Annotated in this window: 23 protein-coding genes; 12 read left to right on the forward strand and 11 right to left on the reverse strand. The window is 42.8% G+C overall.

Annotation, left to right across the window (positions count from 1 at the left end):
* Positions 1–35 precede the first annotated feature (35 nt).
* The 3 genes from B4K26_RS04555 (at position 36) to B4K26_RS04565 (ending at position 1,155) form a co-directional block, all read left to right on the forward strand.
* Entirely contained in the window at positions 36–359 is a 324-nt protein-coding gene (locus B4K26_RS04555; RefSeq protein WP_296243828.1) for a hypothetical protein, read from the forward strand.
* A gap of 86 nt (positions 360–445) precedes the next feature.
* A complete protein-coding gene (locus tag B4K26_RS04560) occupies positions 446–799 on the forward strand; it encodes a hypothetical protein (protein WP_296243829.1) in 354 nt (117 codons plus the stop codon).
* The gene (locus tag B4K26_RS04565; protein WP_409521361.1) at positions 796–1,155 is read left to right on the forward strand and encodes a TusE/DsrC/DsvC family sulfur relay protein; all 360 of its coding nucleotides are present in this window, start codon (positions 796–798) and stop codon (positions 1,153–1,155) included. Before B4K26_RS04560 ends, B4K26_RS04565 begins: the two co-directional genes overlap by 4 nt.
* A 101-nt stretch (positions 1,156–1,256) precedes the next feature.
* Here B4K26_RS04565 and B4K26_RS04570 read toward each other — a convergent pair whose 3' ends face one another.
* Positions 1,257–1,829: a tRNA (cytidine(34)-2'-O)-methyltransferase gene (locus B4K26_RS04570; RefSeq protein WP_296243830.1), complete on the reverse strand. Its 573-nt coding sequence runs from the start codon at positions 1,827–1,829 to the stop codon at positions 1,257–1,259.
* A 254-nt stretch (positions 1,830–2,083) separates the two neighbouring features.
* Here B4K26_RS04570 and B4K26_RS04575 point away from each other — a divergent pair, with 254 nt between their 5' ends.
* Positions 2,084–2,224 carry an entericidin A/B family lipoprotein gene (locus B4K26_RS04575; protein ID WP_296236201.1) on the forward strand — a complete coding sequence of 47 codons (141 nt, stop codon included), beginning with the start codon at positions 2,084–2,086 and terminating at the stop codon, positions 2,222–2,224.
* 69 nt (positions 2,225–2,293) lie between these two features.
* On the opposite strand, the gene hemW is transcribed toward B4K26_RS04575, so the two are convergent.
* Positions 2,294–3,601, reverse strand: coding sequence for a radical SAM family heme chaperone HemW (hemW, locus tag B4K26_RS04580; protein ID WP_296243831.1), 1,308 nt, complete (start codon positions 3,599–3,601; stop codon positions 2,294–2,296).
* Positions 3,602–3,793: 192 nt separating this feature from the next.
* On the opposite strand from hemW, the gene B4K26_RS04585 reads away from it, so the two are divergent.
* From B4K26_RS04585 to accC, 4 genes are all read left to right on the forward strand, one after another.
* Complete coding sequence (locus B4K26_RS04585) at positions 3,794–4,288, forward strand: EVE domain-containing protein (protein WP_296243832.1); 495 nt, start codon at positions 3,794–3,796, stop codon at positions 4,286–4,288.
* A 354-nt stretch (positions 4,289–4,642) separates the two neighbouring features.
* A complete protein-coding gene (locus tag B4K26_RS04590) occupies positions 4,643–6,010 on the forward strand; it encodes an MATE family efflux transporter (protein ID WP_296243833.1) in 1,368 nt (455 codons plus the stop codon).
* Positions 6,011–6,344: 334 nt separating this feature from the next.
* On the forward strand, positions 6,345–6,773 hold the full coding sequence (accB, locus tag B4K26_RS04595) for an acetyl-CoA carboxylase biotin carboxyl carrier protein (protein ID WP_296236821.1): 429 nt from the start codon (positions 6,345–6,347) through the stop codon (positions 6,771–6,773).
* 158 nt (positions 6,774–6,931) lie between these two features.
* Positions 6,932–8,293 carry an acetyl-CoA carboxylase biotin carboxylase subunit gene (gene accC / locus B4K26_RS04600; protein ID WP_296243834.1) on the forward strand — a complete coding sequence of 454 codons (1,362 nt, stop codon included), beginning with the start codon at positions 6,932–6,934 and terminating at the stop codon, positions 8,291–8,293.
* 124 nt (positions 8,294–8,417) lie between these two features.
* Here accC and B4K26_RS04605 read toward each other — a convergent pair whose 3' ends face one another.
* Both B4K26_RS04605 and leuA read right to left on the reverse strand, forming a co-directional pair.
* Entirely contained in the window at positions 8,418–9,029 is a 612-nt protein-coding gene (locus B4K26_RS04605; RefSeq protein ID WP_296243835.1) for a hypothetical protein, read from the reverse strand.
* 329 nt (positions 9,030–9,358) lie between these two features.
* The gene (gene leuA / locus B4K26_RS04610; protein ID WP_296243836.1) at positions 9,359–11,143 is read right to left on the reverse strand and encodes a 2-isopropylmalate synthase; all 1,785 of its coding nucleotides are present in this window, start codon (positions 11,141–11,143) and stop codon (positions 9,359–9,361) included.
* Positions 11,144–11,370: 227 nt separating this feature from the next.
* Between leuA and B4K26_RS04615 the strand changes: the two genes are divergently transcribed.
* On the forward strand, positions 11,371–11,859 hold the full coding sequence (locus B4K26_RS04615) for an Lrp/AsnC family transcriptional regulator (protein WP_296243837.1): 489 nt from the start codon (positions 11,371–11,373) through the stop codon (positions 11,857–11,859).
* Positions 11,860–11,864: 5 nt separating this feature from the next.
* On the opposite strand, the gene B4K26_RS04620 is transcribed toward B4K26_RS04615, so the two are convergent.
* The 5 genes from B4K26_RS04620 to B4K26_RS04640 all read right to left on the reverse strand — a co-directional run bounded on the left by B4K26_RS04620 (position 11,865) and on the right by B4K26_RS04640 (position 18,526).
* The gene (locus tag B4K26_RS04620) at positions 11,865–13,169 is read right to left on the reverse strand and encodes a YbfB/YjiJ family MFS transporter (protein WP_296243838.1); all 1,305 of its coding nucleotides are present in this window, start codon (positions 13,167–13,169) and stop codon (positions 11,865–11,867) included.
* Between the two features lie 105 nt (positions 13,170–13,274).
* Positions 13,275–14,630, reverse strand: coding sequence for an ABC1 kinase family protein (locus B4K26_RS04625; RefSeq protein ID WP_296243839.1), 1,356 nt, complete (start codon positions 14,628–14,630; stop codon positions 13,275–13,277).
* A gap of 71 nt (positions 14,631–14,701) precedes the next feature.
* Positions 14,702–15,511, reverse strand: a complete 810-nt coding sequence (locus B4K26_RS04630; RefSeq protein ID WP_296243840.1) for a HesA/MoeB/ThiF family protein — start codon at positions 15,509–15,511, stop codon at positions 14,702–14,704.
* A gap of 85 nt (positions 15,512–15,596) precedes the next feature.
* Positions 15,597–16,511, reverse strand: coding sequence for a peptide chain release factor N(5)-glutamine methyltransferase (prmC, locus tag B4K26_RS04635; RefSeq protein ID WP_296243841.1), 915 nt, complete (start codon positions 16,509–16,511; stop codon positions 15,597–15,599).
* 104 nt (positions 16,512–16,615) lie between these two features.
* The gene (locus B4K26_RS04640) at positions 16,616–18,526 is read right to left on the reverse strand and encodes an AmpG family muropeptide MFS transporter (RefSeq protein WP_296243842.1); all 1,911 of its coding nucleotides are present in this window, start codon (positions 18,524–18,526) and stop codon (positions 16,616–16,618) included.
* A gap of 475 nt (positions 18,527–19,001) precedes the next feature.
* Here B4K26_RS04640 and B4K26_RS04645 point away from each other — a divergent pair, with 475 nt between their 5' ends.
* The 3 genes from B4K26_RS04645 (at position 19,002) to B4K26_RS04655 (ending at position 21,449) form a co-directional block, all read left to right on the forward strand.
* Positions 19,002–19,931 carry a LysR substrate-binding domain-containing protein gene (locus B4K26_RS04645; RefSeq protein ID WP_296243844.1) on the forward strand — a complete coding sequence of 310 codons (930 nt, stop codon included), beginning with the start codon at positions 19,002–19,004 and terminating at the stop codon, positions 19,929–19,931.
* A 315-nt stretch (positions 19,932–20,246) separates the two neighbouring features.
* Positions 20,247–21,248 carry an LLM class flavin-dependent oxidoreductase gene (locus B4K26_RS04650; RefSeq protein WP_349681501.1) on the forward strand — a complete coding sequence of 334 codons (1,002 nt, stop codon included), beginning with the start codon at positions 20,247–20,249 and terminating at the stop codon, positions 21,246–21,248.
* Between the two features lie 48 nt (positions 21,249–21,296).
* Positions 21,297–21,449, forward strand: a complete 153-nt coding sequence (locus B4K26_RS04655; protein WP_296243845.1) for a hypothetical protein — start codon at positions 21,297–21,299, stop codon at positions 21,447–21,449.
* Between the two features lie 58 nt (positions 21,450–21,507).
* Here the strand turns inward: B4K26_RS04655 and B4K26_RS04660 are convergent, their stop codons facing one another.
* Both B4K26_RS04660 and B4K26_RS04665 read right to left on the reverse strand, forming a co-directional pair.
* Complete coding sequence (locus B4K26_RS04660) at positions 21,508–22,467, reverse strand: AEC family transporter (RefSeq protein WP_296243846.1); 960 nt, start codon at positions 22,465–22,467, stop codon at positions 21,508–21,510.
* Between the two features lie 141 nt (positions 22,468–22,608).
* The gene (locus tag B4K26_RS04665; RefSeq protein WP_296243847.1) at positions 22,609–22,812 is read right to left on the reverse strand and encodes a ChaB family protein; all 204 of its coding nucleotides are present in this window, start codon (positions 22,810–22,812) and stop codon (positions 22,609–22,611) included.
* Between the last annotated feature and the right edge of the window lie 65 nt (positions 22,813–22,877).

Genomic DNA, 22,877 nt, shown 5'->3' on the forward strand with positions numbered 1-22,877 from the left:
AATAGCGGTTAGCGATAATAAGATTAGGAATAAATATGAAATTACTCATTCGCTTACACACGCCTACTGAAATGGCAAGCTATGAAGGCTGCGCGCTCGCTTTAACTTTAGCGACTTTTGGGCATGAGGTGCAGCTATATTTGGATGCGCCTATCTTTAGTTTCTTGATGCAGCCTGACTCACGCCTGCATGGTATGATTCAATCGCTTGAGCTCTATGATATGCCAGCCGCTTGGTTACCTGACGATGTATTTAGCGGTTGGATTACAGGCATGCTACCGACTGATTTGATGACACAATTGACCTTGAGTCCAGAATTTATAAATTCGCAAGATTTTGATCAGATATTGGTTTTTTAGTGTGAGCTTCTAGTACTGATGCGCATCTTCATTATGAATCTTTAGTTTGATATAACAATAAATACAGTAAGCAAGCGGACACGATTATGGCAACTTTATACCAATTACATAGCACGATGGATACGCTTAGGTGCTGCACCGAGCAGATGGCATCGACGTGGCGTGTGGGTGACAGCATTATATTATTAGGCACAACTGTCGCTTTTATTGACTGGTTTAATGCGTATTTGGGTGATTCTGAAGGCAAAGAAATAAAAGGCATCGCTGCTATTTACGCTCTCGCTGAGGATGTGGCTCAGCTCAACGACAATACAATGGCAAAGCTCAATCTTGCTGCCAAATTAACGGCTATTTTAAGCGACGATGAATGGGTCGCCTTAACTCAGAACGTTCATGCTAATGGCGCTACCTTTGATAAAGTGGTAACGATTGCTCTATGAAAAATTCTCCTACCCTTAATTCTACTAACCCTGCTGAGATGACTGCAGTGGCATTAGACCAAGACGGCCATTTATGCGACCATACGATTTGGACGCCTGAGATTGCACAGCAGCTTGCTAATACTTTAGAGATCACTTTAAACGCTGAACATTTAGAAGTACTGCAGCAAATACGTGCTTTTTTTATAAAATTTAATCACGCGCCAGCGACGCGCCCGTTGATTAAATGGCTACAGCAAACCTTACCTGAGCATGACATCAGCAATCAAAAGCTTCAGCAGCTATTCAATACAGGTTTGGTTGCCCGTCATATCAATCGTCTCGCTGGACTTCCAAAACCGCCAAACTGTTTATAAAACACGTGGTTTATAAAAAAGCAGCAAAAAAAGCGGTTAAAGAAAATTAAACGAATCATTTTCTTTAACCGCTTTTTAACTTAACTACCCTACTACCTGTTCTATTTCGGATCATAAACGGTCAAGGTGTCATAACCGATACTGCGCCCCTCATCACCACCAAATCCTTGCTGTCGCCAAACCTCATACAAGCATATTGCCACGCTATTAGACAAATTTAAACTGCGTGAATCTGCAAGCATCGGCAAGCGTAGCCAGTTATCAGCACCGATATCGGTACGGATATCCTCTGGCAGCCCTGCCGTTTCAGACCCAAAAACCAAAGCCACAGGGTTTGATGATGTACTAGTAGATGATGTGTTGGCTAAATGATTGGGCTTTTTCCCGCTAAAATCATACTCATAGAATGGTTTACTGAGCTTGGTTGTCAGTGCGGTAATAACATGGCAATTGGCAGCTTGTAGCGCTTGCTTGGTCATTGCCCAGTCATCATGTACTTGCAAATGGGCATATTCATGATAATCAAGACCTGCGCGGCGCAGTTTCTTATCATCGAGCTCAAATCCCAAAGGTCTGACCAAATGTAGCTGTGCGCCGCTATTGGCGCATAAGCGGATAATATTGCCAGTATTGCTTGGCATCTTTGGCGCTACCAACACGATATGAATGGTCATAAAAACTCCGTAAATAATTTAAGCACCTTATCTAATCTATATGGCAGGCGTAATCAAAAGTTACAGTTTACTGCTAATAATTACATTTTGATACTGGGCACTGATTTTAACTTTGATTATCATGACCCTAATGGATAACGAGGTAATTTAAAAACATTGTTCTTGTATCCTGTAACCCCTCAGTGAAACTTAAGCAAAACGCTAAGTTTTACTGTTATGACTTATAACAATCTATCTTTTTTGAGGAAAAAATTATGAAAAAATTAGTGATTGCATCTTTGACTGCTATGTTTGTACTAACTGGTTGCAATACCTTTAAAGGTCTAGGCCAAGACGTATCAAGTGCTGGCGAAGCTGTTACTGGCGGCGCACAAGACGTACAAAACAAAATCTAAGTCTGAGCCTTTTGAGACTTATTTTAAAGAAGCTTATCGTTTGGTAAGCTTCTTTTTTGTTTTCTACTGTTATAAAAATGCTCTTAATATTTGGTTAAGATATCTTCTACCCAGCGTTGTTGGCTGTAGCCGTTCCTCATCATCTATTAGCAATCCTTGTTTGACAAGTGCATCGACCTCTGTAGCAACACTGTCATAGCTCAGCCCTGTTCGAGCCTCAAACAATGACCACGCCACACCATCGTGTAAACGCAGGGCATTTAGCATAAATTCGCTGACCAGCTCATCACTTGCAACTGCTTGCCAGCCCACCATCTTTGGCGCGCCCGCTTTTTTCGCATTATTAATAGAGTCGTTATCAAAAGTTATATAGTCTCTTGGCATACGTGATTTGCTAAAACGATATATGCCTGCCTCTTCCAATACCTCATTAGGAAATGTATCAGTGGTCAATTTTTGAGCGGCATCTTCATTGAGCGTGACTTTACCATGCGCGCCTGCACCAATGGCTAGATAATCGCCAAATTGCCAATAATTCACGTTATGACGGCAAGGTTTATCGGCCGCACCGGCCCATGCGGACACTTCATAATTGTTATATCCTAAACGCTCAAGCAAGGCCTGACCCGCTTGTTCGATATCTGCTAAGCTATCCTCATCGGGCAAAACCGGCTGACTGCGATAAAACACGGTATTGGGCTCAATTGTTAGCTGATACCAAGAAATATGCGTCGCTCCTGCCTCATGTGCCATTTGGATATCGGACAGTGCCTCATTCATGGTCTGCTGCGGTAAGCCATGCATCAAATCGACATTGACGCGCTCAAATCCAGCGCTACGAGCTGCTTTAATCGCTGATAGTGCTTGTGTTGGGTTATGAATTCGCCCTAGTGTTTTCAACTGCTCAGCAGAAAAGCTTTGTACGCCAATCGACAAACGATTGATTCCTACCTTTAAATATTCAGCAAATGGCGCATGCTCAAGGGTGCCAGGATTGGCCTCCATCGTCACTTCAATGTCATTTGCAAACCAAAAAATCTCTCGCAGACCATCAAATAAGCGCTGATACTGGGCAATAGGAAGCAGCGATGGGGTACCGCCACCGATAAATATTGAGCTAATTTCTCGCCCTTGGGTTAGCGGTTGCTGCGACGCCGCATCGAGCAGTAGCGCTTCGACGTATTCGTCATACATAGACAGCTGACTGTTAATTGGCAACTCATGCGAATTAAAATCACAATAAGGACACTTTTTAACGCACCACGGGACATGGATATAAAGTGCCAACGGAATATCTTTTACTGCAAGCGCACGGTCATGGTCACTATTAGGCGAGTTAAGCTTATCGAAAAGAGGAAAAGAATTGATTTTTGACATAAGCGGACTTATCTATAAAGGAGTAGCTGCTGTCATAAGCAGAAAGTAGCGCTAGGATAACGGCTGGGCGAGCTAAAGAAAAGCCCAGTCCTCATAAATTGCGCATAAAAACTTAAGCACTACTTCTACATTAATAGTAATGACTGACTAGCAGTCATCTATTAAACCAGTCACTTTATAAGGATAAATATCATGGCATATTGGCTTATCAAATCCAATCCACGCTGTTTTAATATAAAAGATTTACAACGTGCGGGTACGGAGATGTGGGACGGCGTGCGTAACTATCGCGCTCGCAACTTTATGCGCGACGATATGAAAGTCGGTGACAAAGCATTTTTTTATCACTCTAGCGCCAAGCCTTCTGGCGTTGCTGGTATCGCGACCATTAGCAAAGCTGGTTATCCTGACACCACGCAGTTTCATCCTGAACATCGTCATTATGACCCAAAGGCAACTGAAGATAAGCCGCGCTGGTATATGGTAGATGTTACTTTTGAGCAGGCTTTTACCGATATATTGCCATTAGCAGAACTCAAGTTTTTGCCTGCGCTTGAGGATTCTTTATTACTAAGAAAAGGCTGTGAGCAATTAACCATTCTGCCACTTGAACCCAAGCATTGGCAAACTATTATGGATATGGCGGAAGAGCTTAATTTGTTATCAAATACGCCTGAGGCAATTTAACCATTAAATAAGGGCTGACAAACCGTTAAGAACTAAAAACAAACGTCGTAATTACTGCTGAATACACATAGCTAAAACATTGACATTATAACCTATCCTGTTTAACATTTTTTATGATGACCTGTTGATTCTACTTGCGAATTGACGGGTTATTTTGTTTTTAGCGTCACCCATTTCATTTTTTTACTCTATCTACCTATAGTTATTAACAATGGCTAAAAATGAGCTTGCTCATCTTATTTATCGGAGTATTATCGTCGCACGAATCCTATTTTACTGTTTCGCCATTAATTTGTTGGTGGCAGCATTTGCTCATCCACAATTATCACTGCAAAGAATAAAAAGTTGCTCATTATGGTTTTCCCATTATCCTTTAGAGATTTTAAAAGTTATAGCTTACGCTTAGGCGTACTCGCCCTACCCATTTTAATTACCCAGTTTTGCCAAGCAGCGCTTGGTGTCGTCGATGCCATTATGGCCGGACAAGTCTCCGCCCTTGATTTGGCGGCAGTGGCCGTCGGTTCTGGTATTTGGCTGCCATTGTTTTTATTGGCCACAGGTATTTTAATTGCCACGACGCCCCTCATCGGTGAAGCAATTGGGCAAAATAATCATAGTCAAGTGCCACACATTGCCCAGCAGTCATTATGGACGGCAGGTGTTATTGGCATTCTCGGTTTTATTATTGTCAATTTGGCACCCAGTATACTTCCGGTAATGGGCGTTCCTGAAAACATCCAACCCATTGCTTCCCAGTATTTACATGGGGTATCGTTTGGTTTTCCAGCGATTGCTGTCTATGCGGTGCTGCGTAGCTATTGTGAGGCACTTGGTCGACCAGAGCCTGTGACTGTAATCAGTATCATCGGCCTGCTTGCCGATATTCCCCTTAACTATATTTTTATCCATGGCTTATTTGGCATGCCTAAGATGGGCGGCGCTGGTTGCGGGGTTGCAACGGCAATGGTTCTTTGGATCAATGTCTTATTACTGGCGACTTATACCAGTTTTACGAAGCGTCAGCAGTTTGCCAGTACTCGTTTCTTTTACGGTTTTTCCAGCCCCAACCGCGCCCAGATAAAAAAATTATTGAAGCTCGGCATTCCAATTGGCATTTCTATCTTTTTTGAGGCCAGTTTATTCAGCTTAGGGGCATTGGTTATCAGCCCGTTGGGCGAGATTGCGACCGCCTCGCATCAAGTGGCATTATCCGTGACGTCGCAGCTGTTTATGATTCCCATTTCGGTGGCGATGGCGCTGACCATTATGATTTCTAACCGCTTTGGGGAAAAAAACCTGATGGCACTGCGTCAAGTGCTAACAACAGGGCTTATATGGACGGTCATTATTGCCCTGACTTGTATGCTTGGAGTTTGGTTATTTAGACCACAATTGGCCGCAGCGTTCACGGACAATCCTGTCGTACGAGCGCAAGCCATGCATCTACTTGTCTTTGCTCTAGCCTATCAATTGTTTGACGGCTGGCAAGTCAATGTCGCGGGGATATTACGCGGCATGCAAGACACCACTATACCGATGTGGGTGACACTGTTTTGTTATTGGCTGGTTGCTTTACCGCTTGGCGTTTACTTAGTGCGCTTTACTGACGTTGGTGCTCAGGGTTTTTGGATGGCGCTCATCACGGGGTTATTCCTCTCTTCCATCTTACTTACCATACGTTTGCGCTATCAGCAAAAACGCTTAACGATGTTGTGGGCCTGATGCTGTGATGGCCGTTGTGCAAATATGGTGTTCAGGGCATGTCCTCAATTATTCCCCTATTAGACACTCAATTATTTCCTTATTATACACTCAATATCAATAATCGTAGCGTCTGGTAACCACGACTAGCGCTACCTTGTCACATCGACTATGATAAATCATTGGACTTTTCTTACACTTAAGCGCGCTTACGTCATAATATGTAAAAAAATTCAGTTAACAACTGTACATCGATTGCTCATTGCAGTGAATATAGGTATCATTAGCAATTACCAACACAATATTTAGTTACACTATTTTTTTCTAGAAATTAGTAAAAGGCAAAATTAAAATTATGGATATTGAAAAAATACGCACCCTGATCGCACTCATGGAAGAAAGTGAACTGGTTAATTTAGAAATCAGCTCCGACGACGAACATATTAGCTTAACTCGTCACTATGATGCGCCTGCACCGACGATGATGGCCGCCCCTACTGCTGGTGCAGCGCCAATCGCTGCCGAAGCGAAGGCAGCCGTTAAAGCAGGCAGCGTTGAAACCTCGCCGATGGTGGGTGTTTATTATTCAGCCCCAAGTCCTAACGATCCGCCATTTGTAAAAGTTGGTCAAAAAGTTCAAGCAGGTGATACGCTCGGCATTATTGAAGCCATGAAAATTATGAACCCTCTCGAAGCGACTCAAAGTGGTGTCATCGACGAAATACTAGTAGATAACTCTGAAGTTGTGCAGTTTGGTCAGCCGGTCATACGCTATAAAGCGTAACACTGTTCGCTAACCTTTAATTTGTAATGATTGATACTTCGTTATTATTCATCGACATCAGCGCTCGATTTATCTGAATTTGATGTAGCGCAGTTTGCTGTTACGATGTCCAAAATAGCGACGCTATCAATGACTGCCGCTTCGACAAGGATGACCCCATGATAAAAAAACTGCTCATCGCCAATAGAGGTGAGATTGCCCTGCGTATTGTTCGTGCCTGCAAAGCCCTTGGCATAGAGACCGTCGGCGTCTATTCAACGGCGGATGCCAATTTAATGCACTTGCGCTTTGTTGATGAAGCCATCTGTATTGGCAAACCCAATGCCAATCAAAGCTATCTTGATATCAGTACCATCTTGACTGCCGCTGAAATTACGGGCGCTGATGCCATTCATCCCGGCTATGGTTTTTTGGCGGAAAATGCCGAATTTGCTGAACGCGTCGAAGAAGCGGGTTTAACTTTTGTTGGTCCTAACGCCGATCATATTCGTTTAATGGGCAATAAAGTTTCTGCTATCAATGCGATGAAAAAAGCGGGCGTACCAACAGTCCCCGGTTCAGTTGGTGCCGTAACTCTTCATAATGCTGAAGAGCAAGCGCGCAATATCGGCTTTCCCCTCTTGATTAAAGCTGCTTCTGGTGGCGGTGGCCGCGGTATGCGCGTCGTTGAACGTTTCGATGAGCTTATCGGACAAGTACAAGCTGCCAAGCAAGAAGCCGAGCTATGGTTTGGTGATGATACGGTCTATATGGAGCGTTATCTGCAAAATCCGCGCCACGTAGAAGTTCAGGTACTGGGCGATGGGAATGGCAATGCCATTCATCTTTATGACCGCGATTGCTCATTGCAACGTCGTCACCAAAAAGTATTAGAAGAAGCACCTGCCCCAGATATCCCTGATGATGTGCGTCAGCCTATTTTAGATGCTTGCGTTAAAGCGTGTGAGCTGGTGAAATATCGCGGCGCGGGTACGTTTGAGTTTTTATTTGAAAACAATGAATACTTCTTTATTGAGATGAATACCCGCGTGCAAGTTGAGCATCCAGTGACTGAAATGATTACTGGTATCGATGTCGTCGTTGAACAGCTTAAAATCGCAGCCGGTTATGGTCTATCGTATCGTCAAAGCGAGATTGAAATTCAAGGCCACGCCATCGAATGCCGTATCAATGCCGAAGACCCCGCGACTTTTATGCCTTGTCCGGGCACGGTCAATCAGTTGTTTGCGCCCAGTGGCGCGGGCGTACGTTTTGACTCGCATCTCTACCCCGGCTATGAGATACCAAGCTATTATGATTCATTGATAGGAAAACTTATTTGTCATGGCCAGACCCGTCAGCAAGCGGTATCTAAAACGCTACATGCGCTTGATGAACTGGTCATTGAAGGTATTAAAACCAATATACCGCTGCATCGTGATGTGATTTTGGCCGATGATAAATTTGTTCATGAAGCGCAAAACATTCATTATCTTGAAAGAGAATTATTAACGGCTAATAAAGACAAGGTTGATTCTTAGTCTTAGTCTTTTTATTTAAGCAGAAAATTAATAAAAAAACCGCTACTTAAAAAGATAGCGGTTTTTTTATACGTCTAAATTTTACAAAGCGCGGCTTAAATTTTATAAATAATGTTAAAAGGTACTAAGGTAGTATTCTGGTGAAATTCATAAAACATTCTGTGCCCTCAGGGTCGGCGCACCACTGCATTTTATTGCCATCATGGTTTAAAAACGCTATTAATGCCTCGCCAGTTTGATCTACTTGATTGCCCGAGCAATCGACTTCATTGTTGTCATAAACGGTTTTCAGCGCAATAATAGGCAACCCTTCATCACGATGGGTGACTAAGTAGCGCCCGTAGGTCCATTCTTTGCCACTGACTGCCCACATCTCATTATCGGCAGCAAAATTGTAAATCTCCCGACATTGAGTAGACTTAGCGGTTAGCAGGTTTTTACTGCTACTTGGCTGCACCTTGACGATACGCTTTTCATTTTGGGTCAACACACCACCCTCAGCGTCAGCGCTTACTTTTGGCTCGTCACTGTTTATACCTTCTAGCTTTGACGCTGCCTGCTTGGCTTCGGCTTCTTTGGTCATCGTAATACCACTGTCTAAATCTATCTCCCACTGTCCAGCGATAGCGGGACTGATATGGGTGGTAATGGTAGGTTTGCTAACCGCTTCACCGTTCACTGGCAGTGACGCTAAAATAGAAGCCAATGAAAATGAAGCAAAAGATATAGGTTCCATAATTAACCTTTTTTAATATTATAATAATAAATAAGACGTACATTAGCGTAAGTCTTAGACACCAAAAACACAAGTAACATTATGCTATTGGCTGTATAGCTTTAGACAGTTATAAGCTCAATTAAGAAAAATATGCTTTGATAAATAGGTCATTCAAAGCGCATTTTTCTAACAATAATATTCTAAATGCTAATAACCTCTCACATAAAAAAATAACGTCATGGCTCATTTGCTTATTGCAAAAGCCATGACGTTATAGATAACCATATTCAGTCGAACTATTTTAATATCGGCTATACTTATACTAGCCAGTAATACTATAGGCAATATTAAGCAGCGGCTGGGCTAACTGCCTGCGCAAAAGCGGACAACGCGCCTTTTAGCATTGCTGATACGGTGCTACTACAAGTACCAATACCTGAGTAAACCTCACCATCGACATTTAGCTGAATGTAGGCGGCAGCGTTGGCATTGGTTTTGTTATCTCTATTGGTATCATCGTCGATACCATTACCGCTATTGTGCTGCGGATTAATGGCGTGTTCGGCGTAATTGATGACATGGATAGATTTGCCCGTATGCTGCGCAAGTCCATCAATAAACGAAGACAATGGCCCGTTCCCCGTTCCATCAATGGTAATGGTGTCATCATTCATCTGAACTTGACCGTTAAAATACACCTCACCGCCTTTATTATTGACACTATAATCTAAAAGCTCAAAGCTGCCTTGTTGCAAATAGGTCTCTTCAAAGGTCTGTAGGATTTCATCGTTTTGCAATTCACGAGCAGCGCTTTCTGCTTGTTTTTGAACCACACCGCTAAAGTCAATTTGCATCCAGCGCGGCAAATTAAAGCCATAGTTACGCTGCAAAATATAAGCAACGCCGCCTTTACCAGATTGGCTATTGATACGCACCACATCTTGATAGCTACGACCAATATGCGCAGGATCAATCGGCAAATACGCAACGTCCCAAACGTTATTGGTTTCATCTTGATGCTTCTCATTGAAATCAAGAGATTTCTTGATGGCATCTTGATGCGAGCCACTAAAGGCAGTAAACACCAGCTCACCAACATATGGGTGACGCGGATGTAGGGGCAAATTATTACACTCGCTCACCACTTGGACGATTTCACTCATATTACTAAAATCAAGCTCTGGATCGACACCTTGGCTAAACAAGTTCATCGCCATCACCATGATATCCATGTTACCTGTACGCTCACCGTTACCAAGCAATGTGCCCTCGATACGATCCGCACCAGCAAGCATCCCAAGCTCAGCAGCAGCTACCGCACAGCCACGGTCATTATGCGTATGCAAGCTAACGGTCACATGCTCGCGATGGGCAAGATGACGGCAGAAATACTCGACTTGGTCGGCAAATACGTTTGGTGTTGAAGCTTCAACCGTTGCCGGTAAGTTTAAAATCACTTCTTGACCGTTTTCAGGCTTCCAAATATCGCAAACCGCGTCACAGACTTCGACCGCATATTCTGTCTCAGTTTGGCTAAAGCTCTCAGGAGAATACTGGAATACCCATTCTGTTTCAGGATATTTGGCCGCATATTCAACCAATAAATTTGCCCCAGCAATGGCAATATCTTTAATTTCTGCTTTATCTTTACCGTATACTTTTTCGCGTTGTACGCGGCTGGTTGAGTTATAGACGTGAACGATGGCACGCTTCGCCCCTTTTAATGACTCAAAGGTGCGAGCAATCAAATGCTCACGCGCCTGTACCAAAACTTGCAAGGTCACATCATCAGGCACATGGTTTTCTTCAATTAATTGACGCGCAAAATCAAATTCCACTTGGGCAGCTGATGGAAAACCAATTTCGATCTCTTTAAAACCCACATCGACTAAAGTTTTAAAAAAACGCATTTTTTGTTCAATCGTCATCGGATCAATCAATGCTTGGTTGCCATCACGCAGGTCCACACTTGCCCAAATTGGTGACTTCTCAATCGTTTTGCTTGGCCACGTGCGATCTGGCAGCACAGGTGCAAACGCAAATGGACGATATTTACGGAAATCAAAAGCGGCATTTTTTGGAGTAATCTTTGCAGGCGCGCGGTCTGCATTGCGTGTAGCTTGATTAGGCATAACCAATCCTTAGACATATAAAAAGATGAGTTGAAGTGTCGATTTTTAGCGATTAACAACGAATATATCACTCTTTATCATACGAGAGAATAAACCCTTATGCCATTATAATAGCAAAGTTTCCACGCGAGAAATCTACTTTATTTAACTATTTTTTATCAAATTTTAGTGGATAAATCTAATATTGAATCTATAATTAGAATATTTCACCAATAGAGCAATAGAACATGTTAAATAACCATACGGACGACTTATTATTAGTAAGTATTGACGATACTGATAGACAGCTATTACGCTTATTGCAAACCCAAGCACGGATGAGCATTACCGAGCTTGCCGAACGGGTCAATTTGTCGGCGACCCCTTGCGCGCGCCGTATTAAACGCTTAGAAGATGCAGGTATTATCATCGGTTATCATACCCAGACCGATGCCCAAAAACTCGGCTACCCTTTGGCCGTCTTTATCGCCATTAGCATGGATCGCCATACCGCCGATCGCTTTGAGCAATTTGAAGATAAAATTCAAAGTTTTGATGAAGTCATTAGCTGTAGTATTGTCACCGGCCGTACCGAAGATTATTTAATCAAAGTGCGCGTACGCGATATGGCGCATTATGAGGAGTTTTTATTGCACAGGCTCAACCGCATCGAGGGCGTCGCCCAAGTGCATACCAGCTTTGAGTTACGGGAAGTATTTAACCGTAGTGTGGTTTAGGTTGACTACTTTTGAGTTTGCCGCTGAAAACAGAAGACTAAAACCAATCCTACTATTAAACCGCCAGCAGCCACCATTAATCCGGCATTAAAATTGTCATGCTTTCCTGCCAGTGCCACTGTAACTAGCGGCCCCATGAACTGCCCTATTGCATATGCCAACGTCGCTAGCCCAATCAGTAAATTGGAGTAAGTGGGATTGATGTTTTTAATCAAATTAAGCGTCATTGACACCATACCGACGAAAGTTAAGCCTAAAATCATCGCATTACCGTACAAGCCAATAGCGCCGTCGAACCAAATTGGTAAGCCCATGCCAAACGCTTGCAATACCGTTAAACCCATCAAGGTTTTGGTCTCGCCAATTCGCTTAGCAAGCGCACCCCAGATAGGGTTTGATAGCATGGCAAAAACGCCAACGACGAGCCAAATCAGTAGTCCCGCATTGCTTTGTGTCGTCAATCGCTGCGCTGCCATGACTGGCAAAAAAGTCGCCGACGTAATATAGCCAAACCCTGCCAGCACATAGCTTGCCGACAGTAATACAATCGCCTTAGTATGACCAATGGCAGCTTCATATAAAGAGCGTTTAAAATTAAGATAAGTTTGCTTTATGGATAGGCGCTGATTCCGGTATTTTAATTCACTGGCTTGTTGTTCAGAGCTTTGTAGCTTAGAAGACGGTAATTTAGAGGATTGGGAGTTAAATGAATTTGAGCTTTCTGGCCTAATAGCATAAAGCAGCCATAATAACGGCAGACTGATAATCCCTGCTACTAACCAAATCACATCGAAGTGATAGCCAAGCGTTAATAACCACCACGTCAGTATGGCAGAAGCACTAATCCCCACCCCAATACCTGCATAATGCAAGGCTGAGAGTACCGAGCGGCGCTCATCACTAAAGCTTTGAATAACCAGCGATGAGCTTAAAATCATGGCTACACCGCTGGCGATACCTGATAGCAACCGAATGACATACCAGCTATTTAATGACAGATTTGGTACTACCAATAGCATGGTAGTCACAATGCTGACGGCTGTCCATGTTATCAGCATTTGCCATGTCAAACGCTGGGGGACAAACATCGCAATCAGCGCCCCAATAAAATAACCACTATAATTGACCGAAGCCAGCCAACCTGCAATGACCGTCGATAACGATAATTGCGTCATGATATCAGGTAAGGTGGCGGTAAATAAAAAGCGCCCAAACCCCATTACTACTGCCAGACAATATAACCCTATGCAAGCAATCGCCGTTTGATGGGTAATAATAGTAGCAGCACGGCTTTTAAGAACAGTCATCATGACAGAGCCATTTTGTGGCAAAACGCACACAATCCTTTGTGTTAAAAAAAGCCGTACCTAACCAATTAAAAACAGAAAAAACTTCTCAATATAACGCGCTTACTACTAAGAAATATTTCGAATTGGATTGCTTACTTGTTCAGCTGCTTCTGTTTGCCCCAGCATTTGCACTCGCTGGTCGCTAAACATATCCATATCAGGGGCAAGCGTGCGCATAAAGCGATCAAAGTAAAGCATCTGCTTGGTTAGCAAAGCAAAATCGCGCGGAAAATGAATACCATGACGTTTTCCCACCTCAACAATTTCTAGCATCATTTTATTGAGCTCGTCAGCTTGCTCTTTACTATTAAAAGGCACACCGCTGGTAAAGGTTTTGTCTTCTGCCATAATAGTTTGCATCATACGCTGCAAATCATTGCCCAATGCCGCGACGTCAACTTGGTTGCCGCCATGGGTCATTTCCATATCAATCATATGGCGCGCCATTGCTTGATAATCACTGTCTTGCATTGCCTGCATCATCCCCATACAGGCGCGCCAACTCTCCGCTTTTAATTTACCGACGATACCAAAGTCTAAGAAACCTATACGCCCATCGGTTAATAGCATTAAATTTCCCGCGTGCAAATCCGCATGGAAACTATTGCACAGCATGAGACTGGCAAACCAGGTATTTAAAGTATCTGCCATCACTTGCGCTGGGTCAGTACAATACTGACGCATGGCTGATTCATCTATCATGGAAACACCGTATAAGCGGCTCATGGTCAGCACACGCTTGGTGGTTAGCTCTTCATAGACGGTTGGCGCGACGACGCGTGTATTTCCTGAGACTGTTAAAAACTGCTGGAAATCGCGGATGTTTTGCGCCTCAGCAATAAAATCGGTTTCGGCAAGCATTCGCAGACGAATCTCATCGATAATTGGCGCAATACTGGCAAAGCGCATCGAAGGCATTAACAATTCAATCAATTTGGTTACGCCATGTAAGACACCCAAATCCGTTTGCATGATGGTTTCAACACCCGGTTTTTGCACCTTTAACACCACTTCATCGCCATTATGCAGTCGCGCTGCATGAACTTGAGCAATGGAGGCTGAAGCGAGCGGTTTCGGGTCGATATGAGCAAACTTATCCTCAAGCGTCAGGTCAGTGGCGGCCAGCTCTTCTTTTAAAACTTGCTCAATATAAGCATAAGATAGCGGTGTCGTTTGATCTAAACAGCTCTGAAACGCTTCTACATATTCACGTGGAAACAATGACGGCGTACTGGCAATAAACTGGCCAATTTTAATATAAGTCGTTCCTAATTGTTCAAAGGTTTCTTTTAGCAGTATCGCATCAGGCCTCTCACCTTTTGCGACTCTAAGTGCTGACAAACCAGCAACGCTTGCCGTTTGGCGAACTCGATTAACGACATTAAAGGTGTGCTTTAATAAATGCGGACGATGAATTTTCATAAAAAACAACTATGGCAATAAAAAAAGGGGTAGGAATAATTAAAAGGAAATATGAATAAATTAAATGATGATTAGTCATTGGCTGCTAAATGCTCGGCACAAACCGGACAATGCGCATCTTTTCGATAGCCCATCAACCGTTGCTGCATCTGGCTACCATCCCATATTAACAGCTTATTTTTCAGTGGATTTTTGGTTAAGCCTAGATATTGTAAGGCGGCATTGGCCTGCAAACTTCCCATAATAGCGGTTGTACTGGCGAGCACGCCTGAGTTGGCACACGTACGTTCATCCGCCGCTGCATCTAGCGCCACTGAGCCAAAGACGCAATGGTAGCAGCCAGTATCCAAATGCGGCTCATATAGTGCTAATTGACCCTGCATGGCTATCGCCGAAGCGGATAATAGAGGAATTTGATAGCGCACACTAATACGATTGATAATATCACGAGTGGCAAAATTATCAGTACAATCTAAAAGTAAATCAGGCTTGCCAGAAGCCATGTCGAGCAGCTCATAAGCGTTGTCTTCGCTCAGCCGAGCAACTGTACCACGCGCACTAATCAGAGGATTGATTTTGCTGAGCATCTCAGCCGCTGTAAGGGCTTTAGGTTTACCCATATCTTCAGGTAAAAACAGCGTTTGCCGCTGCAAATTACTGGCTTCAATCACATCATCATCAATTAGGTGCACATGACCAAGCCCTGCTCGAACTAGCGTTTCAGACGCAGGACAGCCGAGACCGCCGGCACCAATCATGACCACGCGCGATGCTTTTAATCGTAATTGGGCATCGATATCCCAACCATCAAGCAATATTTGCCGCGCATAACGCAGCAGCTCTGCATCCAATAGCTGCCCTGTTTCTTTTAAGTGCGCCATATTTATCACCAAAACCCTTCACCAAATTTATTCTTAAAATACTGCTTTTGAAAACCTAGATTTTTAAAATCTAGCTTTTTAAAATCTATGTTGACAGCTGACCCAAAGTCACTCTGTCATTACCGCCGAAATCTTTAATCGTCTGTATATGAGAAAATTTATTATCAGCAAATATCTGACGAACTACGCCGCCTTGATCAAAGCCATGCTCAATCGCTAATAGTCCGCTGGCATTTAAGTAATTCGGTGTCTGCTCGACAATATGTTCTATATCGGCAAGTCCATGATTTGGGGCACTTAACGCGCTAATCGGCTCAGCGATAAGACGCGCTAAATGCTCATCCTCTTCATCAATATAAGGGGGATTAGAGACAATCACATCGAATAATGGTTCGTTATGATGAGGCAATGCATTATACCAACTGCTTTGGATAAACTCGATATCAGCAACGTCATTTATCACTGCATTATGCTTAGCCACTTTTAACGCTTTTGCTGATAAATCAACCGCAAAGACCTGCCAGATTTCTGCCTGACTGTTTAGGCGATTTTGTTTTAATTCATGCGCAAGACTAATCGCAATACAGCCTGAGCCGGTTCCTAAATCTAATAAGCGTTTCGGTTTATTATCATCATTATTACGCTTTGATTGAGCGCGTATCCACATTAATACTTGCTCAATCAGTACTTCAGTATCGGGTCTCGGTATCAATGTGTGCTCATTCACTTTAAAATTCAGCGACCAAAATTCTTGCTGACCAGTTAAATAAGCCAAAGGCATACCTTGCTGCATCTTCTTAATACCAGCATGAAATTGCTCAATCTCATTGTCAGTCAATTGATAGTTTTCATCAGTGATTAAAAATGAGCTTGGTTTATCGACAACAAATAACAACCAATCCGTAAACCAAAATGAAGGCAAATTGCTATTTTCACTCTCGTTTAACCACTGCTGAATTTGCTGTTTTATCTGCTTAATATTCTGTTTACTACTAGACATTATACTTGCTCTTAATTTCGGTATATTTAATCACCGTCAAACGATTAACTCATTGACTAAAACCTATCAAGACTTTTATCAAAACCTTTATAGAAACACTCTGCCTACTCAGAAGCGCGTGGCGGTTCTTTGGTAGCCGTCAGATTTGGATTTACTTTGGTCAACTTATCATCAATATCACCGCCGCCTTCGCTATCACTGTCGCCATAAATATCATCGTTATCGCCAATGACAATATGTTTATCGACAAAGTAAATCAGCGCGAGAATTGGAATACCAATGGCAAAGGTAAAAATAAAGAAGAATGGATAGCCCATACTATCAACGATAGAGCCTGAATAACCCCCCATTACTTTAGGAATTAAGGTCATCAATGAAGAAAAAATAGCGTATTGTACCGCGGTAAAACGTATAGAGGTCAACGCTGATAAAAAAGCGATAAAGACAGCGCTGGCGAGACCAGCGGCTAAGTTATCAAATATTACTGCCATATACATGATGGGCAAACTGCCCGGATTATAAGTTAAAACTACAAACAACAAGTTGGTTGCACAAGCGAGAATGGCGCCAATCATCATGGCATGCATGATGCGAAAACGCTGGGCTAATAGTCCGCCTAAGAAACCACCAGCAATGGCCATAATTACGCCAACTAATTTCACCGCATTGGCAATATCGGTTTTACTAAAGCCCATGTCTTGATAAAAGACGTTTGATATCACCCCTGCCACGATATCTGAGATGCGATATAAACCAATCAAGGCTAATAGCAACAGTGCTTTTTTTCCATAGCGTCTAAAGAAATCTAAGATAGGCTCGATCCACGTTGCCATCGCGATTTCTTTTTTGACTAAACCAACTTTTACCAATGCATAACCTGCTGCCAATGCGGCGGCTAAACTTACCAGTAAATGTAATGTCTCAATGATAAAGCTAACAAATACCCCTTCGAATTCTGGCAGCACTTGCCCTATTAAGACATAGGCGGCGATAAAGGCCACGACCGCAAACACAAACAATAAAACCAATCTGACATAATCTTCGCGCGTTTCCGCCACCAAGGGCGCTTTATTAATAATTTTAGGTTGGTTAAACATAAAGTATAAAAGCAGCAGTGGCGCACACACAACCAACGCTATAAAGTAGAACTTAATACTTGGCATGGCCATCAGCGGTATCAGCACAATGCTACTATCAAATACTTTATTAATAAGGATATTGATAAGGTATATAACGCCGAACAATAAAGCTGGTATCAATAGCAAGGCTGAATAGATTAAGAAAACCTTGAGGTTGTTTTTTTGCTTATTATTTTGCAAAATCTCAGCAGTTGGCTCATAACTGGCAAAAGTGGTCAATATGCCCAAAGTCATGACTCCGGCCATAATATAATAAGTATTACGCCACGCTTCATAACTATAAAAAGCTTCCGTCGAACCAAAGTAATCTGCTAAATATAACGCGCCTGCCCCAGCGACAATCATACCAACGCGGTAACCTGATACATAGATAGACGACAAAATAGACTGCATCGATGGCGGTGCCAGCTCAATACGATAAGCATCAATGACAATATCTTGTGTGGCAGAAGAAAATCCGAGCAAAACTGCCGCGCCTGCCATATAAACCAATACATCTTCACTAATAGGATTGACCGTCGCCATCAAAAAAATGGCCAATACAATTAGCAGCTGCGATACCACCATCCAGCTGCGGCGTCGGCCCAACCATTTGGTCAAAAAAGGTACCGGCAGCGCATCAATTAATGGCGCCCAAATAAACTTAAAGGAATATCCTAACGCCGCCCAACTGAACATCGTCACCACACCGCGGTCAATCCCTGCTTCTCTTAACCATAACGATAGACTTGAGAAAATAAGCAAGATGGGAATACCTGCTGAAAATCCTAAAAACAGCATGATGATAACGCGCGAATCTAGATAAGCCTTGGCAGCTTCTCTCCATGATTTTCTGGCAATCGGTTGTTCAGGCGTTACAGGTTGGACAGCAGACATAATCACTCACCAAAAATTGAGATAAAAAACACAACTGCGCACAATTTTTATCAATCATTTCTCTGTGATACAGATAAAAAGGATCGATAAAAATTGCTCAGCGTTGCATAAACATCATCATTAGCACAAAATTGAATTATGGTACTTGAGAACGCTAACCTTGACTAGATGTTTTTGCATTAACTTAATAACCATAGCATTTCGCTATGCCGTTTATTTCATTACGGTGACGTCGTGTATCAGTGGCTCACCTAGACATTAAAATAATCTTTCTTTCATTGTCTATTGGGCAAAGGCTCTATTGTCAATTTAAGACAACTAAATTATCCTATATTCCAAATTAATATAAATTCATAGCCATTTATTATATACAAGAATAATAGCTTTAATTTACACTAACGTCTTATTGAATATTTGTAGGTTTTTATTTTTATATACAGACAGCGTTTGTATATTTATACAATAGGGTTAAGTGATGGCAATCGACGTAGTGGTCAATCAGCGGCATCTACAAATCCAGCTCAAACAGTTGGAAACAGTGTGGCATACGGTAATTAATGGCTATAATTTAAGTCAAGCGGCCACGGTGCTGCATACCAGTCAATCAAGTCTGTCCAAGCATATTGCGGCACTTGAAAACCAGCTTAAAACCGAAGTATTCGTGCGCCAAGGCAAGCGCCTGACGGGGCTTACGACCATGGGCACAGCACTGATGCCGCATATTGAATCCATTTTTGCTGAAATTCGTACGATTGAAAATCTCAGTCTTGACTTTAATAACCCGAATATTGGGACATTGACAATCGCAACCACGCACACGCAGGCGCGATATGTATTGCCAGAGGTGGTCAAAGAATTCAAAGATCGTTTTCCGAAAGTCAATTTAATCCTCCAACAAGCAGATCCCGAAACCATCGCGCAGATGGTCATTAGAGGACAGGCGGATATTGGGATTGCGACCGAATCCTTATTGCATAACGACTATCTACGTTGCTACCGCTATTACGACTGGACACATCGGGTCATTGTACCAAGCGACCATGAGCTAGCAGGACTGGAATCGATTGATTTACCGACGCTTGCAAGCTATCCAATTGTGACTTATCACGGTGGCTTTACGGGACGCGGCGCTATTGATAAAACATTTAGCGACGCAGGACTTGAGCCTGATATTGTACTGGCAGCGCTTGATGCCGATGTGATTAGCACCTATGTGGGACTGGGTTTAGGCATTGGCATTATCGCTGAAATGGCATTTGAGCCAAGTCATTATCATAATTTAACTGCCATTCCCGTCAATCATTTCGGACGTTTTACCAGTTGGATGGCAGTCCGTGACGATGCAGAAATCCGTCAATACGGACGCGCCTTTATGGATTTATGCCAAAAGCAATTTAGTCAGTAGCTATTAACTTAATCGGTAGCTTTTTAAAAATCAGTGCTTAAGCAATTAATAATAACTTCAAGCATTCTGCCTTAATCATCATTTTTCTGATAAATAAAAACGGCATCGTTCTCAATAGATAGCGATGCCGTTTTTGCTCTTATATAAGCCGTAAATTATTACGATTTGTTATTATCTTGAATGCTGACCTTTATATTCTCTATAACTGCCCCATCATATGAGCTATTGAATCATCAGCCTGCTTTTTATTCCTGATATTTAAAAACTAACTATAAAAACGTCGTTGCAAAGCGACAACATAAAAATAGGTGAATCATGAGCAACACAATCCCATTATCTTTTTTAGACTTAGCACCCGTTCCTGAAGGCAAAACCATCGCTGAAGGCATTGCACAGACGGTCGCTATCGCGCAGCAAGCAGAAAAATCTGGCCTAAATCGCTATTGGATGGCAGAGCATCATAATATGCCAGGCATCGCCAGTGCGGCGACGTCGGTACTGTTATCGCATATCGGGAGCCAAACCAAGCGCATTCGCATCGGGGCTGGTGGGGTGATGCTGCCGAATCATGCGCCGCTGGTCATCGCTGAGCAGTTTGGTACTTTACAGGCACTATATGGCGACCGCGTTGATTTAGGTCTAGGCCGCGCCCCAGGTACAGATGGCGCTACGTTTCAAGCGCTGCGTCGACAAATGCAAGATGCTGATCGTTTTCCACAAGACGTACAAGAATTGATGTACTTCTTAGGTGATGGTACTGACGATAGTCCTGTACAGTCATTCCCAGGGGCAAAATCCAACATCCCTATTTGGATATTAGGATCATCATTATTTGGCGCGACCTTAGCAGCGCATTTAGGACTTCCATACGTCTTTGCCTCTCATTTTGCACCGCAGATGATGGCACAAGCGATTAAGGCATATCGTGAACAATTTAAGCCCTCGGCGCATTTGGATAAGCCTTATGTGATGTTGGCCGCCAACTTGCTACTGGCAGACGATGATGCTACTGCCCATTATCACTTTACCTCGGCACAGCAAAGCTTTGTACGATTGCGTCGCGGTGAACGTGGACAAATGCCAATGCCGACTCATGATATGGACAGCATTTGGAGTCCTGCAGAGAAAATGATGGTAGACAACGCTTTATCGGTGTCATTTGTTGGTTCTGTGGCGACCGTGCAACCAAAGCTTGCGGAATTTATCGCAAAATATCAACCGGATGAGCTGATTGTCACTGCCAACGTTTATGATCAGGCAGCGCGTCTGCGTTCACTTGAACTTACATCAGAGTTAAACTTGTTTACTTTACAATAGACTACCGTCCTTGCATAATTATTGATACACCTTAAGGAGATTATGGTCATGGAACCTTCTGCCTCTATCGGCTCATCAATATTTTTATACATCGCAGCATTTATTGTAGTCTTGATTATTGGCGGTTATTTGACGTATCGTGTTAGCCCTAAACGCAAACATCGCCGCGTGAATAAGCATGATAAAGACAATATGAGATAACGACAATAAATGTTAAAAGTCTTCTTTTCTAGTTCGAAAAGAAGACTTTTTTAATGCCCTATATCCATCCTAATGCGCGCAGTATCGCCGCGCCAATCGCCATTCCAAACATGGCTACCACCGTAGTAAACGCCAAAATATTGGCGGCCAATATATCGTTGCCGCCCATGGCTTTTGCCATCACATAACTGGCAGCAGCGGTTGGTGACGCTACCATCAAAAATAGTACGCCCATATGCACGCCTGATAAACCAAAACTTAATCCAATGGCAATAGCTACAATAGGCGCAATAACAATACGGCCGATACTGGCTTGCATGGATAAGCCGGACGGATGCAACATCGACTTTAAATCAATACTTGCTCCCGCGCAAATCAGCGCCAACGGTAATGCCACCGCTGCCAGTAAATCGCCAGTTGTATGAATGACTCCACTAATAGGTGGCAGTGGCAGGGCTTTATAAGCAAAAGCTGCTACTAACGCAATAATCAATGGATTGGTAAACAGCTTTTTGATAATCATCGTGCTACGACTTAACCACGTGTCGTTCACACTTTTAGACACACGGCTCAGCGTAATGACCGCTAGGATGTTAAACAATATCGTCACCACACCCATATAAACCGCACCAATACTTAATCCCTGCTCCCCATAAGCGTTAGCAACAGTTGCCAGTCCGATAATCGCCATATTGCTGCGGAAGATACCTTGTACGAACACCCCTTGGTCGGCAGGCTTATTGATAAAATACTTAGCATAGACCTCCGCACCTATAAATAAAATAAAGGTCACAACAATACCAGCAATGATCAAGGTCATTTGCTTGGCATAATCGACCTCACTATCAACGACGCTAAAAAATAGCAAACAGGGCAAACAGTAATTAAAAACAAAATTGGATGCCTGATCGATAAATGTTTGACTCGCTTCACCGCGTCTTTGCATAAAAAAACCCAACCCCATCAAAACAAGGTTGGGCAGTACGATGGTAATGGCAAAAATAATAGCTGCGGTCATAGATAAGCTCAGGTTAGCAATGTATCCAAAGCTATATTGTTAAATAAAAAGCAATGGCGAGTAGTTGGTTGAAAATGAGTTAGCTTGAATAAAAGCCATTTTATTATAGAGTATATAACACTGCCATTGCTGATTTGAATACTAATCTGACTTTTTTACCCACTCGCCGTCATCGTTCTTTTTATAACTATTTTCGACAGCGGCCCATGCCGTAGCAAACCAACGTGATTCATCGTCATATTCTTTACTGGCGCTATTAAACGCCGCCATAAAGATTTCTTGCGCGTGCTTAGGTAAGTTGTCTTTTACGGAGTCTGGTAATTCTGAGCGTTTATCGTAAGGCATAATGCTTCTCCTTGTTATTCACTATTATAGTATTTTTAAATTTCCTACTCTTAAAGTAGCAATTT

It is taken from the genome of Psychrobacter sp. UBA6766, from assembly GCF_002453355.1.
Classification (GTDB): domain Bacteria; phylum Pseudomonadota; class Gammaproteobacteria; order Pseudomonadales; family Moraxellaceae; genus Psychrobacter.

Bases quoted from the DNA above. Each gene is read 5' to 3' on its own strand.
- B4K26_RS04555 (WP_296243828.1), top strand. From the start codon at position 36: ATGAAATTACTCATTCGCTTACACACGCCTACTGAAATGGCAAGCTAT.
- B4K26_RS04560 (WP_296243829.1), top strand. From the start codon at position 446: ATGGCAACTTTATACCAATTACATAGCACGATGGATACGCTTAGGTGC.
- B4K26_RS04565 (WP_409521361.1), top strand. From the start codon at position 796: ATGAAAAATTCTCCTACCCTTAATTCTACTAACCCTGCTGAGATGACT.
- B4K26_RS04570 (WP_296243830.1), bottom strand. From the start codon at position 1,829: ATGACCATTCATATCGTGTTGGTAGCGCCAAAGATGCCAAGCAATACT.
- B4K26_RS04575 (WP_296236201.1), top strand. From the start codon at position 2,084: ATGAAAAAATTAGTGATTGCATCTTTGACTGCTATGTTTGTACTAACT.
- hemW (WP_296243831.1), bottom strand. From the start codon at position 3,601: ATGTCAAAAATCAATTCTTTTCCTCTTTTCGATAAGCTTAACTCGCCT.
- B4K26_RS04585 (WP_296243832.1), top strand. From the start codon at position 3,794: ATGGCATATTGGCTTATCAAATCCAATCCACGCTGTTTTAATATAAAA.
- B4K26_RS04590 (WP_296243833.1), top strand. From the start codon at position 4,643: ATGGTTTTCCCATTATCCTTTAGAGATTTTAAAAGTTATAGCTTACGC.
- accB (WP_296236821.1), top strand. From the start codon at position 6,345: ATGGATATTGAAAAAATACGCACCCTGATCGCACTCATGGAAGAAAGT.
- accC (WP_296243834.1), top strand. From the start codon at position 6,932: ATGATAAAAAAACTGCTCATCGCCAATAGAGGTGAGATTGCCCTGCGT.
- B4K26_RS04605 (WP_296243835.1), bottom strand. From the start codon at position 9,029: ATGGAACCTATATCTTTTGCTTCATTTTCATTGGCTTCTATTTTAGCG.
- leuA (WP_296243836.1), bottom strand. From the start codon at position 11,143: ATGCCTAATCAAGCTACACGCAATGCAGACCGCGCGCCTGCAAAGATT.
- B4K26_RS04615 (WP_296243837.1), top strand. From the start codon at position 11,371: ATGTTAAATAACCATACGGACGACTTATTATTAGTAAGTATTGACGAT.
- B4K26_RS04620 (WP_296243838.1), bottom strand. From the start codon at position 13,169: ATGATGACTGTTCTTAAAAGCCGTGCTGCTACTATTATTACCCATCAA.
- B4K26_RS04625 (WP_296243839.1), bottom strand. From the start codon at position 14,630: ATGAAAATTCATCGTCCGCATTTATTAAAGCACACCTTTAATGTCGTT.
- B4K26_RS04630 (WP_296243840.1), bottom strand. From the start codon at position 15,511: ATGGCGCACTTAAAAGAAACAGGGCAGCTATTGGATGCAGAGCTGCTG.
- prmC (WP_296243841.1), bottom strand. From the start codon at position 16,511: ATGTCTAGTAGTAAACAGAATATTAAGCAGATAAAACAGCAAATTCAG.
- B4K26_RS04640 (WP_296243842.1), bottom strand. From the start codon at position 18,526: ATGTCTGCTGTCCAACCTGTAACGCCTGAACAACCGATTGCCAGAAAA.
- B4K26_RS04645 (WP_296243844.1), top strand. From the start codon at position 19,002: ATGGCAATCGACGTAGTGGTCAATCAGCGGCATCTACAAATCCAGCTC.
- B4K26_RS04650 (WP_349681501.1), top strand. From the start codon at position 20,247: ATGAGCAACACAATCCCATTATCTTTTTTAGACTTAGCACCCGTTCCT.
- B4K26_RS04655 (WP_296243845.1), top strand. From the start codon at position 21,297: ATGGAACCTTCTGCCTCTATCGGCTCATCAATATTTTTATACATCGCA.
- B4K26_RS04660 (WP_296243846.1), bottom strand. From the start codon at position 22,467: ATGACCGCAGCTATTATTTTTGCCATTACCATCGTACTGCCCAACCTT.
- B4K26_RS04665 (WP_296243847.1), bottom strand. From the start codon at position 22,812: ATGCCTTACGATAAACGCTCAGAATTACCAGACTCCGTAAAAGACAAC.